The following is a 14,479-nucleotide window of genomic DNA, read 5'->3' on the forward strand; positions in this document are numbered from 1 at the left end:
CTGGGCTTTCGATCCGCCTATTGCGAAAATCCGACTTAAATTAGGCCATTTCAGTACAGCTTATCGCTATTCTTGCTCATAGCCGCAAGTTTCCTGATAGTGCGTTATACGCTTCGAGTCACTTGCCGCCGGCCTGGCGGCACCCGGAAAAGAGAGATTGTCATGCTGACGAACGCCTTCCGAGCCCTCCTTCTCTGTGCCGCATTGCTGACCGGATATTCCCCCTCGGCCGACGCCCAGACCATCGACCCGTTCGAGCACGGCTGGGTCCTCGACGCCGAGGCGTCGAAGCTGCGCTTCATGTCGGTCAAGAAGGGCAATGTCGCCGAGACCAGCAAGTTCGCCACACTTTCGGGCCTCATCACCGAGCAGGGCAAGGCTCAGATCCGGGTGCTGCTAGACTCGGTCGACACCAATATCGACCTGCGCAACGTGCGGATGCGCTTCCTGTTCTTCGAAGCCTTCAACTACCCCGAGGCCACCATCTCGGTGCAGCTGGATCCGGCGCAGCTGCGTGACCTGCACGACGTGCGGCGCAAGTTCGTCGAGGTTGCCTATACGCTCTCGCTGCATGGCGTGACGCTTGAGAAGACTGCAGATGTGGCGGTCACGTTGATCTCGAATGACCGTGTCGCCATCACCTCAACCGCGCCGATCGCCATCAAGCTCGACGAGTTCAACCTCGAAGGCGGGCGCGAAAAGCTGCAAGAAGCGGCCAGCGTCGAGATCGTGCCGGTTGGCGTGGTCAGCTTCGACTTTGTCTTCGACCGCGCCGCGCCGGGAACGCCGCCGAGCTCGGCCCAGCTGACCGCAGCTCCGGCAGGCGCCTCGGCCGCGCTGGAGACCAAGGGCGAGATGGACCGCGAAGCCTGTGTCGGGCGGTTCGAGATCCTGTCGCACACCGGCAACATCAACTTCTCGCCCGCCAGCGCGCGGCTCGATCCCTCGTCATATCCGTTGCTCGACAACCTCTATGACATCGTGAACCGCTGCCCGAGCCTGAACATCGAGATCGCTGGACATACCGACTCGGACGGGTCCGACGCGACCAACCAGGCGCTGAGCGAACGCCGTGCCGGATCGGTCAGCGCCTATCTGGCCGCGAAGGGGATCAGCCAGGGCCGGATGCGCGTCGTCGGCTATGGCGAGAGTCGGCCGCTGCGTCCAAACGACAGCGCCGCGAACAAGGCGCGCAATCGCCGGATCGAGTTCGTCGTTCTGAACTGAAGTTGGCAGTGAGGCCCAGAGCGGGCCTCACCCCGCCCAGCGCACCCAGCGGCCGTGAAAATCGGCGCGGCCCAGCGCAATTCGCAGATCCCCCGGCCAGAGCCGCAGGGTGATCGCGGCACCCTCGGTGCCTCCGTCAGCTTCGAGTCCCAGCCAGGCCAGCGGCCGCGATGCGGTTGCCCCGGCGCCGGCAGCCTCGATGAGAGCGGTGCCTTCGGCTTGCTTTTCGGCAGGGAAATATTGCCAGGCGATGGTGTGATAGATCAGGTGCACGGTGCCTTCGGGCTGCGCAGCGAGGCGAGGGGCGAGCCAGTCGATGGCATCTCCCCTGTTCACCGCCGTCCGCTGCGCGGCCATCGCCGCGCGCGTCAGCTCCATGCGGTGCGGCTGATCGGGCCAGAGGTAGGCGAAGAGCCGGCGCGCCTGATCCGGATCGGCCAGGTCGAGCGGATTGAGGTCGACCCCCGCGCGTTCCTGCACCTCGACCCGCGCAGGTTGCGGCGTGGCGCCACTCCAGTCGGGAGTCAATTCCAGCGCGGCGTCAGGGGGGCCAAGCCGCACAGGGCCAGCCTGCACGGCGAAGCGGTCCCAACCGAGGTTGAGCCCGGCGCTGGCGCCAAGTTCGGAGGTCATGAAGGGCAGGGCGAACCGCGCGGCGATCCAATGCGCCGCCGCGACGATCACTGCGCTTCGGCGCACCTCGTTGGTCTGCGGAGCGCTTTCGATCCAGCGCAGCAGAGTCTCTTCATGCCGTTGCATCGCCGCGAGAACGCCATGCAGCAGCGCCATGTCCGACACCTGGTGCGGCGGATAGACCGCCGCCAGCTCTGCATCGCCGCCCAGCACCAGAGCGTGCAACCCGCCAGCCAGGCGCAGCGGCATGGACACCGCCGAGGGGCCGAGATCGCCCGGCCAGTCGGCGCAGATGCGCCCCAGCCGCGTGCCGGGCCAATTCGCACCCAGCAGCGCCATCAACCGGCCCATGAAGGGCGAACCCAGCGCGGAGCAGGCGCGCGATTGCGCGGCGAAGGCTTCGGTCAGCCTCACTTGAACCGGTTCAGCAGCTTTTCGAGCGGGGAGCGGGTATCCGGCTCCGGCTCCGGCTTCGCCGGTTTCGCCTCGGGTTTGGTCCCGGTCGAAGACCGCGGCGGCGCGACGCGAAGGGCGACGGCGTTCATGAATCGCGCGCTGTCACCGGCGGCAAGGCTCGCCGCGCCGTCCGAGATGCCGCGCAGCAGGTCGTCAAGCCAGTCGTCGTCGGCCTTGGCAAAGTCGTGCAGAACATAGCCCGGAACCGCCTCCTTGCGGCCGGGGTGGCCGACGCCCAGCCGCACCCGGTCATAGGCCTCGCCGATATGGGCATGGATCGAGCGCAGGCCGTTGTGGCCGGCATGGCCGCCGCCCGATTTCACCCGCAGCTTGCCGGGCGCCAGGTCGATCTCGTCGTGGATGACGATGACATCCGCCGGTTCCAGCCGGTAGAAGCGCATCGCTTCGCCCACCGACTGGCCGGAAAGGTTCATGAAGGTTTCCGGCTTGAGCAGCATCACCTTCTCGGTGCCAAGCCGGCCTTCCGAGAGCTGACCCTGAAAGCGCGACTTCCAGGGGGTGAATCCGTGGTCCGCGGCGATCCGGTCCACCGCCATGAACCCGATGTTATGCCGGTTGCGCGCGTATTTCGCGCCCGGGTTGCCAAGGCCAACGATCAGCTTCATGCGCGCTTCCTTCCGTGCTTTGCCTCTCATGCCCGGAACCGGGCCATTTTTCCAGACGCCACAAACGAAACGGGGCCCCGAAGGGCCCCGCGCGTAACCGTATGCGGCCGGGATTATTCCTCGGCTTCGCCGTCTTCTTCGTTCTCTGCCGAACGCAGGCCCGACGGGGCCGCGATGTTGGCGATCACGAAGTCGCGTGCGATGGTCGGCTTGACGCCTTCCGGCAGCTTGACATCCGAAATGTGGATCACGTCGCCGATCTGCGCGTTCGAGATGTCGATGGTGATGTGGTCGGGGATGTCACCCGCGGTCACCAGCAGTTCGACCTCGGCGCGGACCATGGTCAGCGTGCCGCCCTTGCGCAGGCCGGGGCAGGCTTCTTCGCCAGCCACTTCGACGGGGATACGCAGGTTGATCTTCGAGGTGCGGCGCAGGCGCATGAAGTCGACGTGGGTCGGCAGATCCTTGACGACGTCGCGCTGGACATCGCGGCAGATCACGCGGACGTCCTCGTGGCCCTCGACCTTGAGGTTCCACAGGGTCGACTTGAAGTGACCCGCTTTCAGACGCTTCAGCAGCGCGTTGAAGGGGATGTTGATCGCCAGCGGTTCTTGCTCGCCACCGAAAACGACACCCGGAACCATGCCATCGCGGCGTGCTTGACGAGCGGCGCCCTTGCCTGTCCCCGTCCGTTCCAGGGCGATGAGATCAGGGATCTCTCCAGCCATGTTGATTCTCCAATGTAAGGGCGGGGCTCCTCCAAGGCTGTAGTCCCCGCGTGAAGCCGCGCCTATAGACCAGATAGACCCGCTTGGAAAGGGTCTTTCCGCACCGTTTCTCCCTGCCCGGTCATGGCAGCTTGCTGGTGAGAACCCCCCCCGCCTCGATCACGCGCGCGTAAAGCTCGAACTCGGCCGCGCGCGCCTGCTGCAACAGTTTCCGCGTGGCCGGTTCCAGTTCCGCCGGAACCGGAGGCGAGACGTTCTTCTGCTTGAGCTCGACCGGCCCGCCGAAGCGGTCGTCGAGAAAAGCCCAGAGCCGGCCCGGCATCTCGTGGGCGAAGAGGTGGTGGACCAGCAGCTCGCCCTTGCCCGAGGTCAGGAAGGAATGCTGGCTGCCGATGGCGGCATGGGGCGGCGGGCTGTCCGAGATCACATCGCGCACGAACTGGTCGAAACTGATGCCTTCGGTCGAGAAATCGCTGCCGGCCTTGGCCTCGCGGGCGCGGTAGCGATACCAGGAGCGGATCTGCTCTTCGGGCTCGCGGATCACCGCGAAGCGTTCGGGTTCGACGCCGAATTCCTCCTTGAGGAAGGGCGCGACACGGTTGTGGAACCGCTGGGCGGTGATGTGCTTTCGCCGCTTGGTGAAGATGATGTCGGCCCGCGGCTTGAGCGCCATCTCTATCGCCGTGGTGCCGGTTTTCGGCACGGCGATGAACGCCAAGTTCTGCGCCGAGAAGATCAACATCTCCGCCCCCGCGCACCCAAGCCGCCTGACAGCGGCATGGCGGGGCCCCTCACAAGGCCCTGCCCACGGGCGGGGCGGTTTGCACTCACGGCTGCCAGCGGCCTTCGAAGTCCTCGGGGATCAGCAGGTTGTGCCGGCCAAGGTTCTGCACCTTGGTCTCTCCGCAGAGCGCCATGGTCATGTCGAGCTCCTTGCGGATGACCTCCAGAGCAGTCGAAACACCCTTCTCGCCCATCGCACCCAGACCGTAGACGAAGGCGCGGCCGATCATCGTGCCCTTCGCCCCCATGGCCAGCGCCTTGAGCACGTCCTGGCCCGAGCGGATGCCGCTGTCGAGATGCACCTCGGTATCGCCCTGCACCGCATCCAGGATCGGCCGCAGCATCCGGATCGACGAGAGCGCGCCGTCAAGCTGCCGCCCGCCGTGGTTCGACACCACGATGGCGTCGGCACCCAGCTTTGCAGCCATCTTGGCGTCTTCCGGGTCGAGGATGCCCTTCAGAATCACCTTGCCGCCCCATTGCTCCATCAGCCGGGCGATCTTGGACCAGTCGAGCGTCGGGTCGAACTGCTCGGCCGTCCAGGCCCCCAGCGAGGCGGTGTCCGAGATGCCGTGGACATGGCCGACGATGTTGCCGAAATGCCGCCGCTTGGCCGAGAGCATCTCGATCCCCCAGGCCCATTTGGTCATCAGGTTTGCAATCGTCTTCGGCGTCAGCTTGGGCGGCGCGGAAAGCCCGTTCTTGAGGTCCTTGTGCCGCTGGCCCAGCAGTTGCAGGTCGAGCGTGATGACCAGCGCCGAACACTTGGCGTCCTTGGCCCGCTGGATCAGCCGGCTGGTATAGTCGGTGTCCTTCATCGTGTAGAGCTGGAACCAGAACGGCTTGCCCGTCGCCTCGGCCACGTCTTCGATCGAGTTGATCGACATCGTCGACAGCGTGAAGGGCACCCCGAAGGCCTGGGCCGCGCGGGCGGCCTTGATCTCACCATCGGCGTGCTGCATCCCGGTCAGCCCGACCGGGGCCAGCGCCACAGGCATCGCCACCTCCTGGCCGATCATCGTGCTGGCGGTGCTGCGCCCGCTCATGTCCACGGCGACGCGCTGGCGCAGGCGGATCTTCTCGAAATCGGTGGTGTTCTCGCGGAAGGTCTGCTCGGTCCAGCTGCCGCTTTCGGCATAGTCGTAGAACATCCGCGGCGTGCGACGTTCGTGCAGGCGCTTGAGGTCGGCGATATTGGTGATCACGGGCATAGGTTTCTCCCGGCAAATTGGTAAAGTCCTGTTACCAATGCCCCGGACCTTTCTCAAGGCGGCAATCCTCGCGCACTGGCGGTTGTTGCCCCGCCTGTGCATAGTCGCCACGCGTTCGAGGAAGGAGCAGGGATGTTTTTCGAGGATATCGCCGTCGGCGACCGTTACGAGACAGGCAGCAGGACGTTGTCGGCGGAAGAGATCATCGCCTTTGCCCGGCAATGGGATCCGCAACCGTTCCACACCGATCCCGAGGCGGCGAAGCAATCACATTTCGGCGGGCTCGTGGCGAGCGGCTTTCAGACAATCCTGGTGGCCTTCAACCTGATCCTGGCGACGGGGCGTTTCTCGGAAAGCTCGATGGGCTCGCCCGGCATGGCCGAGATCCGCTGGCTGAAGCCGGTTTACGCCGGCGATACCCTCCGGGTCGAAGTCGAAGTGACCGGCGCGCGGGCCTCGCGGTCGAAACCGGACCGGGGGTTTGTCGACGTGCACAACCGCGTCTTCGACCAGAAGGGCGAAATGGTCTGCGACTATCGCTCGACCTGGATTATCAAGACCAGAGGCTGAGCCGACCGCAACAGACGCTTGCCAGAACAGGCGCGCGGCCCTAGGTCAACCCCGACAACGAGAGGAAGGCGATCATGGCGCACAAGGTGTTCATCGACGGCGAGGCCGGCACGACGGGTCTGCAGATCCGCGAGCGGCTGGACGGGCGCAGCGACATCGAGCTGATCCGACTCGACCCCGAGCGGCGCAAGGACCGCGGCGCCCGTGCAGAGGCGCTGGCCGAGGCGGATGTGAGCATTCTCTGCCTGCCCGACGACGCCGCGCGCGAGGCGGTGGAACTGGCCGCCGGCAACAAGGCCCGTCTGATCGACGCCTCGACCGCGCACCGGGTAGATCCCGATTGGGCCTATGGCTTTGCCGAGCTGAAGGCGGGGCAGCGCGAGAAGATCGCCAGTGCTGCACGGGTCTCGAACCCCGGCTGCTATGCCACCGGCGCAATCGCGCTGCTGGCGCCGCTGGTTGCGGCGGGGCTGGTGGAGGCCGATGCCGGCATCACCATCAACGCGGTCTCGGGCTACAGCGGCGGCGGCAAGGCGATGATCGCCGATTTCGAGGCAGGCAAGGCGCCCGCCTTCTTCGTCTACGGCCTGGGCATGGCGCACAAGCACCTGCCCGAAACGGTCAAGCATTCGGCGCTGGAGACCACGCCGATCTTCATTCCCAGTGTCGGCCAGTTCGCTCAGGGCATGATCGTGCAGATCCCCCTGCACCGCCCCGAGGGCGATGCCGCCGCGCTGGAGCCGGCACTGCGGGCGCATTACGAGGGCCAGCGCTTCGTCCAGGTGCTGCCTGCGGAACCGGCCTCGGCGCAGATGGACCCGCAGGCGCTGAACGGCACCAACAATCTGGAACTGCGGGTGCAGACCTCGGCCGACGGCAAGCGCGCCGTGCTGCTGGCACGGCTCGACAACCTCGGGAAGGGCGCCTCGGGCGCCGCTGTTCAAAATTTGAACCTGATGCTGGGCCTCGACGAGGCGACCGGGCTGGTCTGACTTCAGCCGCACCAGACGCGGGTTACGATCCTTTTTGCGTCGTAATCAGCGTTGTGGCGGTCCTGCCGGTAATCCATCGTGATCACTCCTCCGGGCGGAATGAACCGCGTTCCGGCGGGCATCACCGCCTGAGCAATCGCGAGTGGCTGGCCGACCAGCGCCTTTTCCCGCGGCGAGAGGCAGGCCATGTTATCATCGCTCGCCGGCATCTCGCTGCAGGCGGCGAGCAGCAGCAGAAGTCCAAGCCGTTTCATCATCGATGCTCCCCTTGGGATCGCCCCGAGGGGCACTTGCAGCAAAGATGGAGTGAAAACCATGCCCGGCAAGGTGGACGCGGGGTTGCATTGGACGGGCCGTTGCCACAGGGTCTCGGCCAACAAAATCAGGAGATGCCGTCATGCGCACCAAAGCCGCAGTGGCCGTTCAGGCCGGAAAACCGCTTGAAATCATGGAGGTGAACCTCGAAGGCCCGCGTGCTGGCGAGGTTCTGGTCGAGATCAAGGCCACGGGCATCTGCCACACCGACGAATTCACCCTCTCGGGCGCCGACCCGGAGGGTCTGTTCCCGGCTATCCTTGGCCATGAGGGCGCGGGCGTGGTTCTCGAGGTCGGCCCCGGCGTCACCTCGCTGAAGCCGGGCGACCACGTGATCCCGCTCTACACGCCGGAATGCCGCGAGTGTGAATACTGCCTCAATCCCAAGACCAACCTCTGCCAGTCGATCCGCTCGACGCAGGGGCAGGGGCTGATGCCGGACGGCACCTCGCGCTTCTCGACGCTCGATGGCGACCCGATTCTGCACTACATGGGCTGCTCGACCTTCTCGAACCACACCGTGCTGCCCGAGATCGCGCTGGCCAAGGTGCGCCCCGACGCGCCCTTCGACAAGATCTGCTACATCGGCTGCGGCGTCACGACAGGCATCGGCGCTGTGATCAACACCGCCAAGGTCGAGATCGGTTCGCGCGCCATCGTCTTCGGGCTGGGCGGCATCGGGCTGAACGTGATCCAGGGCCTGCGACTGGCGGGCGCCGACCAGATCGTCGGCGTCGACCTGAACCCCGACAAGGTGCCGATGGCCACCCGCTTCGGCATGACCGATTTCGTCAACCCGACCGAGGTCGACGGTGACCTGGTCGCCTATCTCGTGAACCTGACCAAGGGCGGCGCCGATTACACCTTCGATGCCACCGGCAACGTCAAGGTCATGCGCACGGCGCTGGAATCGGCCCACAAGGGCTGGGGCGAAAGCATCATCATCGGCGTGGCGCCGGCGGGGGCCGAGATCTCGACCCGTCCGTTCCAGCTGGTGACGGGCCGCTCCTGGCGCGGCACCGCCTTCGGCGGCGCGCGCGGGCGCACCGACGTGCCGAAGATCGTCGACTGGTACATGGACGGCAAGATCGAGATTGACCCGATGATCACCCACCAGCTGACTCTCAACGAGATCAACAAGGGATTCGACCTCATGCACGCGGGCAAGTCGATCCGCTCGGTCGTGGTCTATTGATCGTCACGCAAGCGGATGGTCCCGGCCATCCGCTTGCGCCCGAAGCCCCGCATGACTAGAAGCGGCGCGAAATCTTATCCGGAGATGCGCACATGGGCTTCAAGATGGGGATCGTCGGCCTGCCCAACGTCGGCAAGTCGACCCTGTTCAACGCGCTGACGCGCACCGCCGCGGCCCAGGCCGCCAACTTCCCGTTCTGCACCATCGAGCCGAACGTCGGCGACGTGGCGGTGCCCGACGCGCGGCTCGACAAGCTGGCGAGCATCGCCGGTTCCAAGCAGATCATCCCCACCCGGATGACCTTCGTCGACATCGCCGGCCTGGTGAAGGGCGCCTCCAAGGGCGAGGGCCTCGGCAACCAGTTCCTCGCCAACATCCGCGAATGCGACGCCATCGCCCATGTGCTGCGCTGCTTCGAGGATGGCGACATCACCCATGTCGAAGGCCGCGTCGACCCGGTCGCCGATGCCGAAACCATCGAGACAGAGCTGATGCTGGCTGACCTCGAGAGCATCGAGAAACGCCGCGCCAACCTGGTGCGCAAGCTCAAGGGCAACGACAAGGAAGCCCAGCAGCAGGACCGCCTCCTCGCCGCCGCCCAGGCCGCGCTCGAGAGTGGCAAGCCGGCCCGCACCGTCAAGGTCGATGCAGAGGACGCCCGCGCCTGGAAACTGCTGCAGCTGCTGACCACCAAGCCGGTGCTCTACGTCTGCAACGTCGCCGAGGCCGATGCCGCCGAGGGCAACGCCCTGTCGCAGAAAGTGGCCGAGATGGCCGCCGCCGAGGGCAATTCGCATGTCGTGATCTCGGCCCGCATCGAGGAGGAGATCAGCCAGCTCGACGACGAGGAGGCACAGATGTTCCTCGGCGAGATGGGCCTCACCGAGGCCGGTCTCGACCGTCTGATCCGCGCCGGTTATGCGCTGCTCCACCTCGAGACCTATTTCACCGTCGGCCCCAAGGAAGCCCGCGCCTGGACGATCCGCCAGGGCACGCTGGCGCCCCAGGCCGCCGGGGTGATACATGGCGACTTCGAAAAGGGTTTCATCCGCGCCGAGACCATCGCCTATGACGATTACGTCGCCCTGGGCGGCGAACAGGGCGCCAAGGAAGCCGGCAAGATGCGCTCCGAGGGCAAGAGCTATGTCGTCAAGGACGGCGACGTGATGCACTTCCTGTTCAACACCTGATCCCGGCGGTTCCCTTTGCCTCGGCCCGCGCCATGCGCTAGGCCGGGGCAGACAGCGCATATGGAGCACCGCCATGGCCGATACCGCCTTTCCCCCGATCACCGATACCGACTGGCCCGAGGCCGCGGCCGAACTGCGCGATGGCTTCGCGGGCCGGCTGAACGTCTACCGCACGATGGCGCATCATCCCGCGCTGCTGCGGGCCTGGGCACCGCTGCGCGGCCATGTCGTCATCGACAACGTGCTCGGCAAGCAGTTCAGCGAGGTGGTGATCCTGCGCACCGGGGTGAACCTCGGCTCGGACTACGAGTGGAACCACCACGTCTCGCGCGGGCGCGCCTGCGGCATGAGCGATGCACGCATCGCCTCGATCAAGGGCGCGCTGGCCGGGATGGCCCCGGAGGACGCGATACTGGCCAGCGCGGTCGACGAGCTGTTCACCGCGAAACGCCTCTCGCCCGCCACGCAGGAGGGACTGGTCAACCTGGTCGGGCGCGAGGGAATGTTCGACGTCCTGGCGACGGTCGGCTTCTATTCCACCCTCGGATACATCCTGAACAGTTGCGGCACCCCGCTCGACGACGACGTCGCGGCGGAACTGGCCGCGCGTCCACTGAACGCGACGTGACGTCGCGTCGGGTTGCCGACGGCCGGCTTTCCGGGCATTCAGAAACCGAACGGCCGTTTGCGGCCATCAAGGGGAGACCACAAGCATGATCATCGACGGACAGGCCGCCATCGTTACCGGCGGCGCATCGGGGCTGGGCGGGGCAACCGCCGAGATGCTGGCGAAGGCCGGCGCCAAGGTCACGATCTTCGACATGAACGCCGACCTGGGCGCGGCCAAGGCCAAGGAGATCGGCGGCGCCTTCCAGAAGGTGAACGTCACCGACGAGAGCGCCGTCGAAGAGGCCATCGCCGCCGCCGAGGGGCTGCATGGCAAGGCCCGCATCCTGGTCAACTGCGCCGGCATCGGCCCGCCGGCCAAGGTGATCGGCCGCGACGGCTCGGCCCTGCCGCTGAAGGACTTCGCCACCGTCATCAACGTGAACCTGCTCGGCAGCTTCAACGTGCTCTCCAAGTTCGCCGCCGCCCTGCACAAGGAAGAACCGGTCGGCGAAGAGCGCGGCGTCATCATCAACACCGCCTCGGTCGCCGCCTTCGACGGTCAGATCGGCCAGGCGGCCTATGCGGCCTCGAAGGGCGGCGTGGTGGGCATGACCCTGCCGATCGCCCGCGAATTCGCCCGCTGGGGCATCCGCGTGATGACCATCGCGCCGGGCCTGTTCCTGACCCCGCTGCTCGCCTCGCTGCCGAAGGAGGCACAGGAGTCGCTCGGTGCACAAGTGCCCTTCCCGAGCCGCCTCGGCGATCCGTCGGAATATGCCAAGATGGTGGCCGCCATCATCGACAACCCGATGCTGAACGGCGAGGTCATCCGGCTTGACGGCGCGATCCGGATGGCGCCCAAATAAGGCGATAGCAAACGGGAGGGCTGCAGATGGACTTCTTTGCCGCAGGATCGCGTCCGACGCTCAGGGCGAGTTCCGACTATTTCACCGGCACGGTCTGGCAGGACCCGATCGTCGAAGCGCCCGCCCCCGCAAGGGTGCGGGCCCTGCGGGTCGCCTTCGATCCCGGCGCGCGCACGGCCTGGCACACCCACCCGCTGGGACAGACGCTGCATGTACTCTCCGGCGCGGGCCTCTTCGGCCTGCGCAACGCGCCGCCGCGGGTGATCCGCGCCGGCGACACCATCTGGATCCCGCCAGGCGAAGAGCATTGGCACGGCGCCGGCCCGACCACGGGGATGGTGCATCTGGCGATCCAGGAAGCAGTCGACGGCAAGGCTGCCGACTGGCTCGAACAGGTCAGCGACGCAGATTACGCGCGCCCGCCCGCCTGAAGCTGGCCAGAGATCTCGCGGACAAGGGCGCCGCACCCCCAACTTCTCTTCTTCAAAAATATCTCCGGGGGGCCGCCCGAAGGGCGGTGGGGGCAGCGCCCCCAAACTGACGCTGGCCACCAGGCGTGGAAGCGGGGCCTCAGCTCTCCGCCTGCGCCGCCTTGCGCGCGCGACGGGCGGCGCGCATGGCCTGGACGCGGCGGCGGACGTGGTGCGGTGCCTCGGTGAAGCGGCCCTTGCGGCCAAGCCCCTTGGCCCGGAACATCTCCTGGCGTTCCTCCTCGGTGGTTTCCGGCCAGTCGGTTGCACCGATGAATCCCGCTTCGGCCAGCGCGCGACCGATGGCAGGGTGATCGAGTTCCCCGAAGGACAGCCGGTTCGAGGCCTGCTTGCCACGGGCACTGATCCATTCGGTGCGCAGCGCGTTGATCTCCAGCGGCGGCGCGCCGCAGAAATGGGTCACGTTCGACACCAGCAGGTTGTTCGCCGTCGACTGCCGCCGCATCACGATGGCCAGCGGCTGATCGGCGCGGCCGACGATGGCGAAGAGATGCACCGCCGACCCATCCGCCGCGATGATCCGCTTCGCCGCCTTGTAGCGAGCGATCTGCACCGAAATACTGTGTTGCTGGGGGTGGAAGGTCACGTAGCCCTCGGCGGCCAACAGCTCTTCCAGCCGCTCTTCGCCCAGCAGCCCGCCCTTGCGCAGGCCCAGCGCAGAACGCGAGATGTAGAGCCGCTCCGGCCCCTCCGGCGCGATGGACGTGGCAAAGCGGCGGTGGATAGCATCGCGGTAGCTCTGCGTCCCCGCGGTGATGCGGCCGAGGCCAAAGCCCTGGCCGGGTACCACCAGTTCCTCGACCCGCAGCGGTTCGGCGGCGATGCGGATCGGCAGGTCGCGCGCCATCAATCCGATGAACTCTTGATGATACTTGCGCACCGTCTCGCCGACCTTGGCGCGGCGCGGCATGAAGAGGATGCCGTCGAAATGCCCGGTGTCACGGTCGAGCGCCCAGAGCCTCGCGGTGCTTTCCACCAGGAAATGCCCGAAATGCGACCACAGGACACCACCCCAGAGCCAGCGGCCCGGCAGCCGATCCGTGACCTCGCCCGGCATGGCGGGGGCAGAGTTCAGCGGGCGGTACTTTCGCCAGAGCACGCCATGGGCGCAATAGCTGCCATCGGCCGCCAGAACCCCGGCCGGCTGGACGAAACCCGGCGCATCGGGGGGTACCACCACCGCCTCGCGCAGGGTGACGATCTCTTCCGACCAGCCGCCCTCGGGCAGGGGTTGGCCCTCCGGACCAGGGGAGTCGGCGCGCGCCAAGGCCTAGCGCGGGCTGCGCTTGGCGAGGATGCGTTGCAGCGTGCGGCGGTGCATGTTCAGCCGCCGCGCCGTCTCGCTCACGTTGCGGTCGCAAAGCTCGTAGACCCGCTGGATATGCTCCCAGCGGACCCGGTCGGCGCTCATCGGGTTCTCGGGCGGGGGCGGCAGGGCATCGGTGCGGGCCAGCAGGGCGTTGGTGATGTCGGTCGCATCCGCGGGCTTGGACAGGTAGTCGGTCGCGCCGACCTTGACCGCCGCCACCGCCGTGGCGATGGCGCCATAGCCGGTCAGCACCACGATACGGCAGTCGGGCCGCTTCTCGCGCAGCACCTCGACCACGTCGAGACCGTTGCCGTCCTCGAGCCGCAAGTCGACCACCGCATAGGCCGGCGGGCGGGCCGTGGCGACCGCGCGCCCGGCGGCGACCGAACCGGCCATCTCGATCTCGAAACCACGCTTTTCCATGGCCTTGGCGAGACGGCGCAGGAAGGGCTCGTCATCGTCTACCAACAAGAGCGACTTGTCTGGCCCCAAGTCGGCCTGTGACCCGTCCGCCATTCCCGTTCCTCCTGTCCCGAGTTGTGTCAAGTATGGCCAGCGGCGCCTGAAAGGTCAAACGCCGTTGCACCTTCAGCTTTTGTCGAGGAAGCAGGCAGCGCGCTTGGCCACGGCCTCGGCGCTTTCCTCGTGGCGGAAGTAGTCGACGAACCCGTAGCCCGGCAGCACGAGATAGCTGAAGGTCGAGTGGTCGACGGCATAGAACTCACCCTGTTCGGGATGCGCCTTGTAATAGGTGCGGTAGGCCTGGCTGGCGGCCTTGACCTGCTCGGGCGAACCGGTGAGGCCGATCGCCTTGTCATGGATGTTGGCGGCAAAATCGCCGACCACCTCGGGCGTGTCGCGCTCCGGATCGATCGAGATGAAGACCGGGGTCACCGACTTGCCCTGTTCGGCAAGCAGGTCGACCGCATCGGCGTTGCGCGACATGTCGAGCGGGCAGACATCCGGGCAGAAGGTATAGCCGAAGTAGATCAGCGAAGGCTCGGTGATGACCTGCTTGTCGGTCACCGTCTCGCCCTTGGCATTGAGCAGCTCGAAGGGCCCGCCGATCTGGCCGGCACCGCCGGCGATCTGGCTGGTGCGGCACTGGGCATAGCGGTCATCGTCGGACTTGAACACCGTGAGCAGCCAAAGCACGACTACGAGCACGGTCAGGGCTCCCGAGGCGAGGTAGACATAGAGCGGGCGCATCGGCCAGTCCCCCTGTTCTTCTATGCGGTTGATCGGATCTGCGCGCAGACCTATCAAGAGTTTCATCAG

17 protein-coding genes are annotated in these 14,479 nt (G+C 66.4%); 8 read left to right on the top strand and 9 right to left on the bottom strand.

The genetic code is table 11. The annotated features are described in order from the left end of the window. Window positions 1–162 precede the first annotated feature (162 nt). The gene (locus IE266_RS01630; RefSeq protein ID WP_189678285.1) at window positions 163–1,227 is read left to right on the top strand and encodes an OmpA family protein; all 1,065 of its coding nucleotides are present in this window, start codon (window positions 163–165) and stop codon (window positions 1,225–1,227) included. Between the two features lie 27 nt (window positions 1,228–1,254). Here IE266_RS01630 and IE266_RS01635 read toward each other — a convergent pair whose 3' ends face one another. The 5 genes from IE266_RS01635 to IE266_RS01655 form a co-directional block, all read right to left on the bottom strand. Further along, complete coding sequence (locus IE266_RS01635) at window positions 1,255–2,274, bottom strand: DUF2332 domain-containing protein (protein WP_189678286.1); 1,020 nt, start codon at window positions 2,272–2,274, stop codon at window positions 1,255–1,257. Continuing rightward, the gene (pth, locus tag IE266_RS01640; protein WP_189678287.1) at window positions 2,271–2,942 is read right to left on the bottom strand and encodes an aminoacyl-tRNA hydrolase; all 672 of its coding nucleotides are present in this window, start codon (window positions 2,940–2,942) and stop codon (window positions 2,271–2,273) included. The genes IE266_RS01635 and pth overlap by 4 nt, the downstream gene beginning before the upstream one ends. Window positions 2,943–3,055: 113 nt before the next feature. After that, window positions 3,056–3,670, bottom strand: coding sequence for a 50S ribosomal protein L25/general stress protein Ctc (locus IE266_RS01645; RefSeq protein ID WP_189678288.1), 615 nt, complete (start codon window positions 3,668–3,670; stop codon window positions 3,056–3,058). 121 nt (window positions 3,671–3,791) lie between these two features. Continuing rightward, window positions 3,792–4,412 (bottom strand): hypothetical protein, encoded by a 621-nt coding sequence (locus IE266_RS01650; RefSeq protein ID WP_189678289.1) that lies wholly within the window; start codon window positions 4,410–4,412, stop codon window positions 3,792–3,794. 85 nt (window positions 4,413–4,497) lie between these two features. Continuing rightward, the gene (locus tag IE266_RS01655; RefSeq protein ID WP_189678290.1) at window positions 4,498–5,664 is read right to left on the bottom strand and encodes an alpha-hydroxy acid oxidase; all 1,167 of its coding nucleotides are present in this window, start codon (window positions 5,662–5,664) and stop codon (window positions 4,498–4,500) included. A gap of 132 nt (window positions 5,665–5,796) precedes the next feature. Here IE266_RS01655 and IE266_RS01660 point away from each other — a divergent pair, with 132 nt between their 5' ends. Continuing rightward, the gene (locus IE266_RS01660) at window positions 5,797–6,234 is read left to right on the top strand and encodes a MaoC family dehydratase (protein WP_189678291.1); all 438 of its coding nucleotides are present in this window, start codon (window positions 5,797–5,799) and stop codon (window positions 6,232–6,234) included. Between the two features lie 74 nt (window positions 6,235–6,308). Next, window positions 6,309–7,226: an N-acetyl-gamma-glutamyl-phosphate reductase gene (gene argC / locus IE266_RS01665; RefSeq protein ID WP_189678292.1), complete on the top strand. Its 918-nt coding sequence runs from the start codon at window positions 6,309–6,311 to the stop codon at window positions 7,224–7,226. A gap of 2 nt (window positions 7,227–7,228) precedes the next feature. On the opposite strand, the gene IE266_RS01670 is transcribed toward argC, so the two are convergent. Next, the gene (locus IE266_RS01670) at window positions 7,229–7,483 is read right to left on the bottom strand and encodes a hypothetical protein (RefSeq protein WP_189678293.1); all 255 of its coding nucleotides are present in this window, start codon (window positions 7,481–7,483) and stop codon (window positions 7,229–7,231) included. A gap of 140 nt (window positions 7,484–7,623) precedes the next feature. Here IE266_RS01670 and IE266_RS01675 point away from each other — a divergent pair, with 140 nt between their 5' ends. From IE266_RS01675 to IE266_RS01695, 5 genes are all read left to right on the top strand, one after another. After that, the gene (locus IE266_RS01675; protein WP_189678294.1) at window positions 7,624–8,736 is read left to right on the top strand and encodes an S-(hydroxymethyl)glutathione dehydrogenase/class III alcohol dehydrogenase; all 1,113 of its coding nucleotides are present in this window, start codon (window positions 7,624–7,626) and stop codon (window positions 8,734–8,736) included. 92 nt (window positions 8,737–8,828) lie between these two features. Continuing rightward, the gene (gene ychF, locus IE266_RS01680; protein WP_189678295.1) at window positions 8,829–9,926 is read left to right on the top strand and encodes a redox-regulated ATPase YchF; all 1,098 of its coding nucleotides are present in this window, start codon (window positions 8,829–8,831) and stop codon (window positions 9,924–9,926) included. A gap of 73 nt (window positions 9,927–9,999) precedes the next feature. Further along, window positions 10,000–10,554: a carboxymuconolactone decarboxylase family protein gene (locus tag IE266_RS01685; RefSeq protein WP_189678296.1), complete on the top strand. Its 555-nt coding sequence runs from the start codon at window positions 10,000–10,002 to the stop codon at window positions 10,552–10,554. Between the two features lie 85 nt (window positions 10,555–10,639). Next, window positions 10,640–11,401, top strand: a complete 762-nt coding sequence (locus IE266_RS01690; RefSeq protein ID WP_189678297.1) for an SDR family NAD(P)-dependent oxidoreductase — start codon at window positions 10,640–10,642, stop codon at window positions 11,399–11,401. Window positions 11,402–11,427: 26 nt separating this feature from the next. After that, window positions 11,428–11,832 (top strand): (R)-mandelonitrile lyase, encoded by a 405-nt coding sequence (locus IE266_RS01695; protein WP_189678298.1) that lies wholly within the window; start codon window positions 11,428–11,430, stop codon window positions 11,830–11,832. 139 nt (window positions 11,833–11,971) lie between these two features. Here IE266_RS01695 and IE266_RS01700 read toward each other — a convergent pair whose 3' ends face one another. From IE266_RS01700 to IE266_RS01710, 3 genes are all read right to left on the bottom strand, one after another. Next, window positions 11,972–13,159, bottom strand: a complete 1,188-nt coding sequence (locus tag IE266_RS01700; RefSeq protein WP_189678299.1) for a glycosyltransferase 61 family protein — start codon at window positions 13,157–13,159, stop codon at window positions 11,972–11,974. Between the two features lie 3 nt (window positions 13,160–13,162). Further along, window positions 13,163–13,717 (bottom strand): ActR/PrrA/RegA family redox response regulator transcription factor, encoded by a 555-nt coding sequence (locus tag IE266_RS01705; RefSeq protein WP_189678300.1) that lies wholly within the window; start codon window positions 13,715–13,717, stop codon window positions 13,163–13,165. Between the two features lie 72 nt (window positions 13,718–13,789). After that, complete coding sequence (locus IE266_RS01710) at window positions 13,790–14,410, bottom strand: SCO family protein (protein ID WP_189678301.1); 621 nt, start codon at window positions 14,408–14,410, stop codon at window positions 13,790–13,792. Between the last annotated feature and the right edge of the window lie 69 nt (window positions 14,411–14,479).

Source organism: Seohaeicola zhoushanensis, assembly GCF_014656415.1.
Taxonomy (GTDB): Bacteria; Pseudomonadota; Alphaproteobacteria; order Rhodobacterales; family Rhodobacteraceae; genus Seohaeicola_A; species Seohaeicola_A zhoushanensis.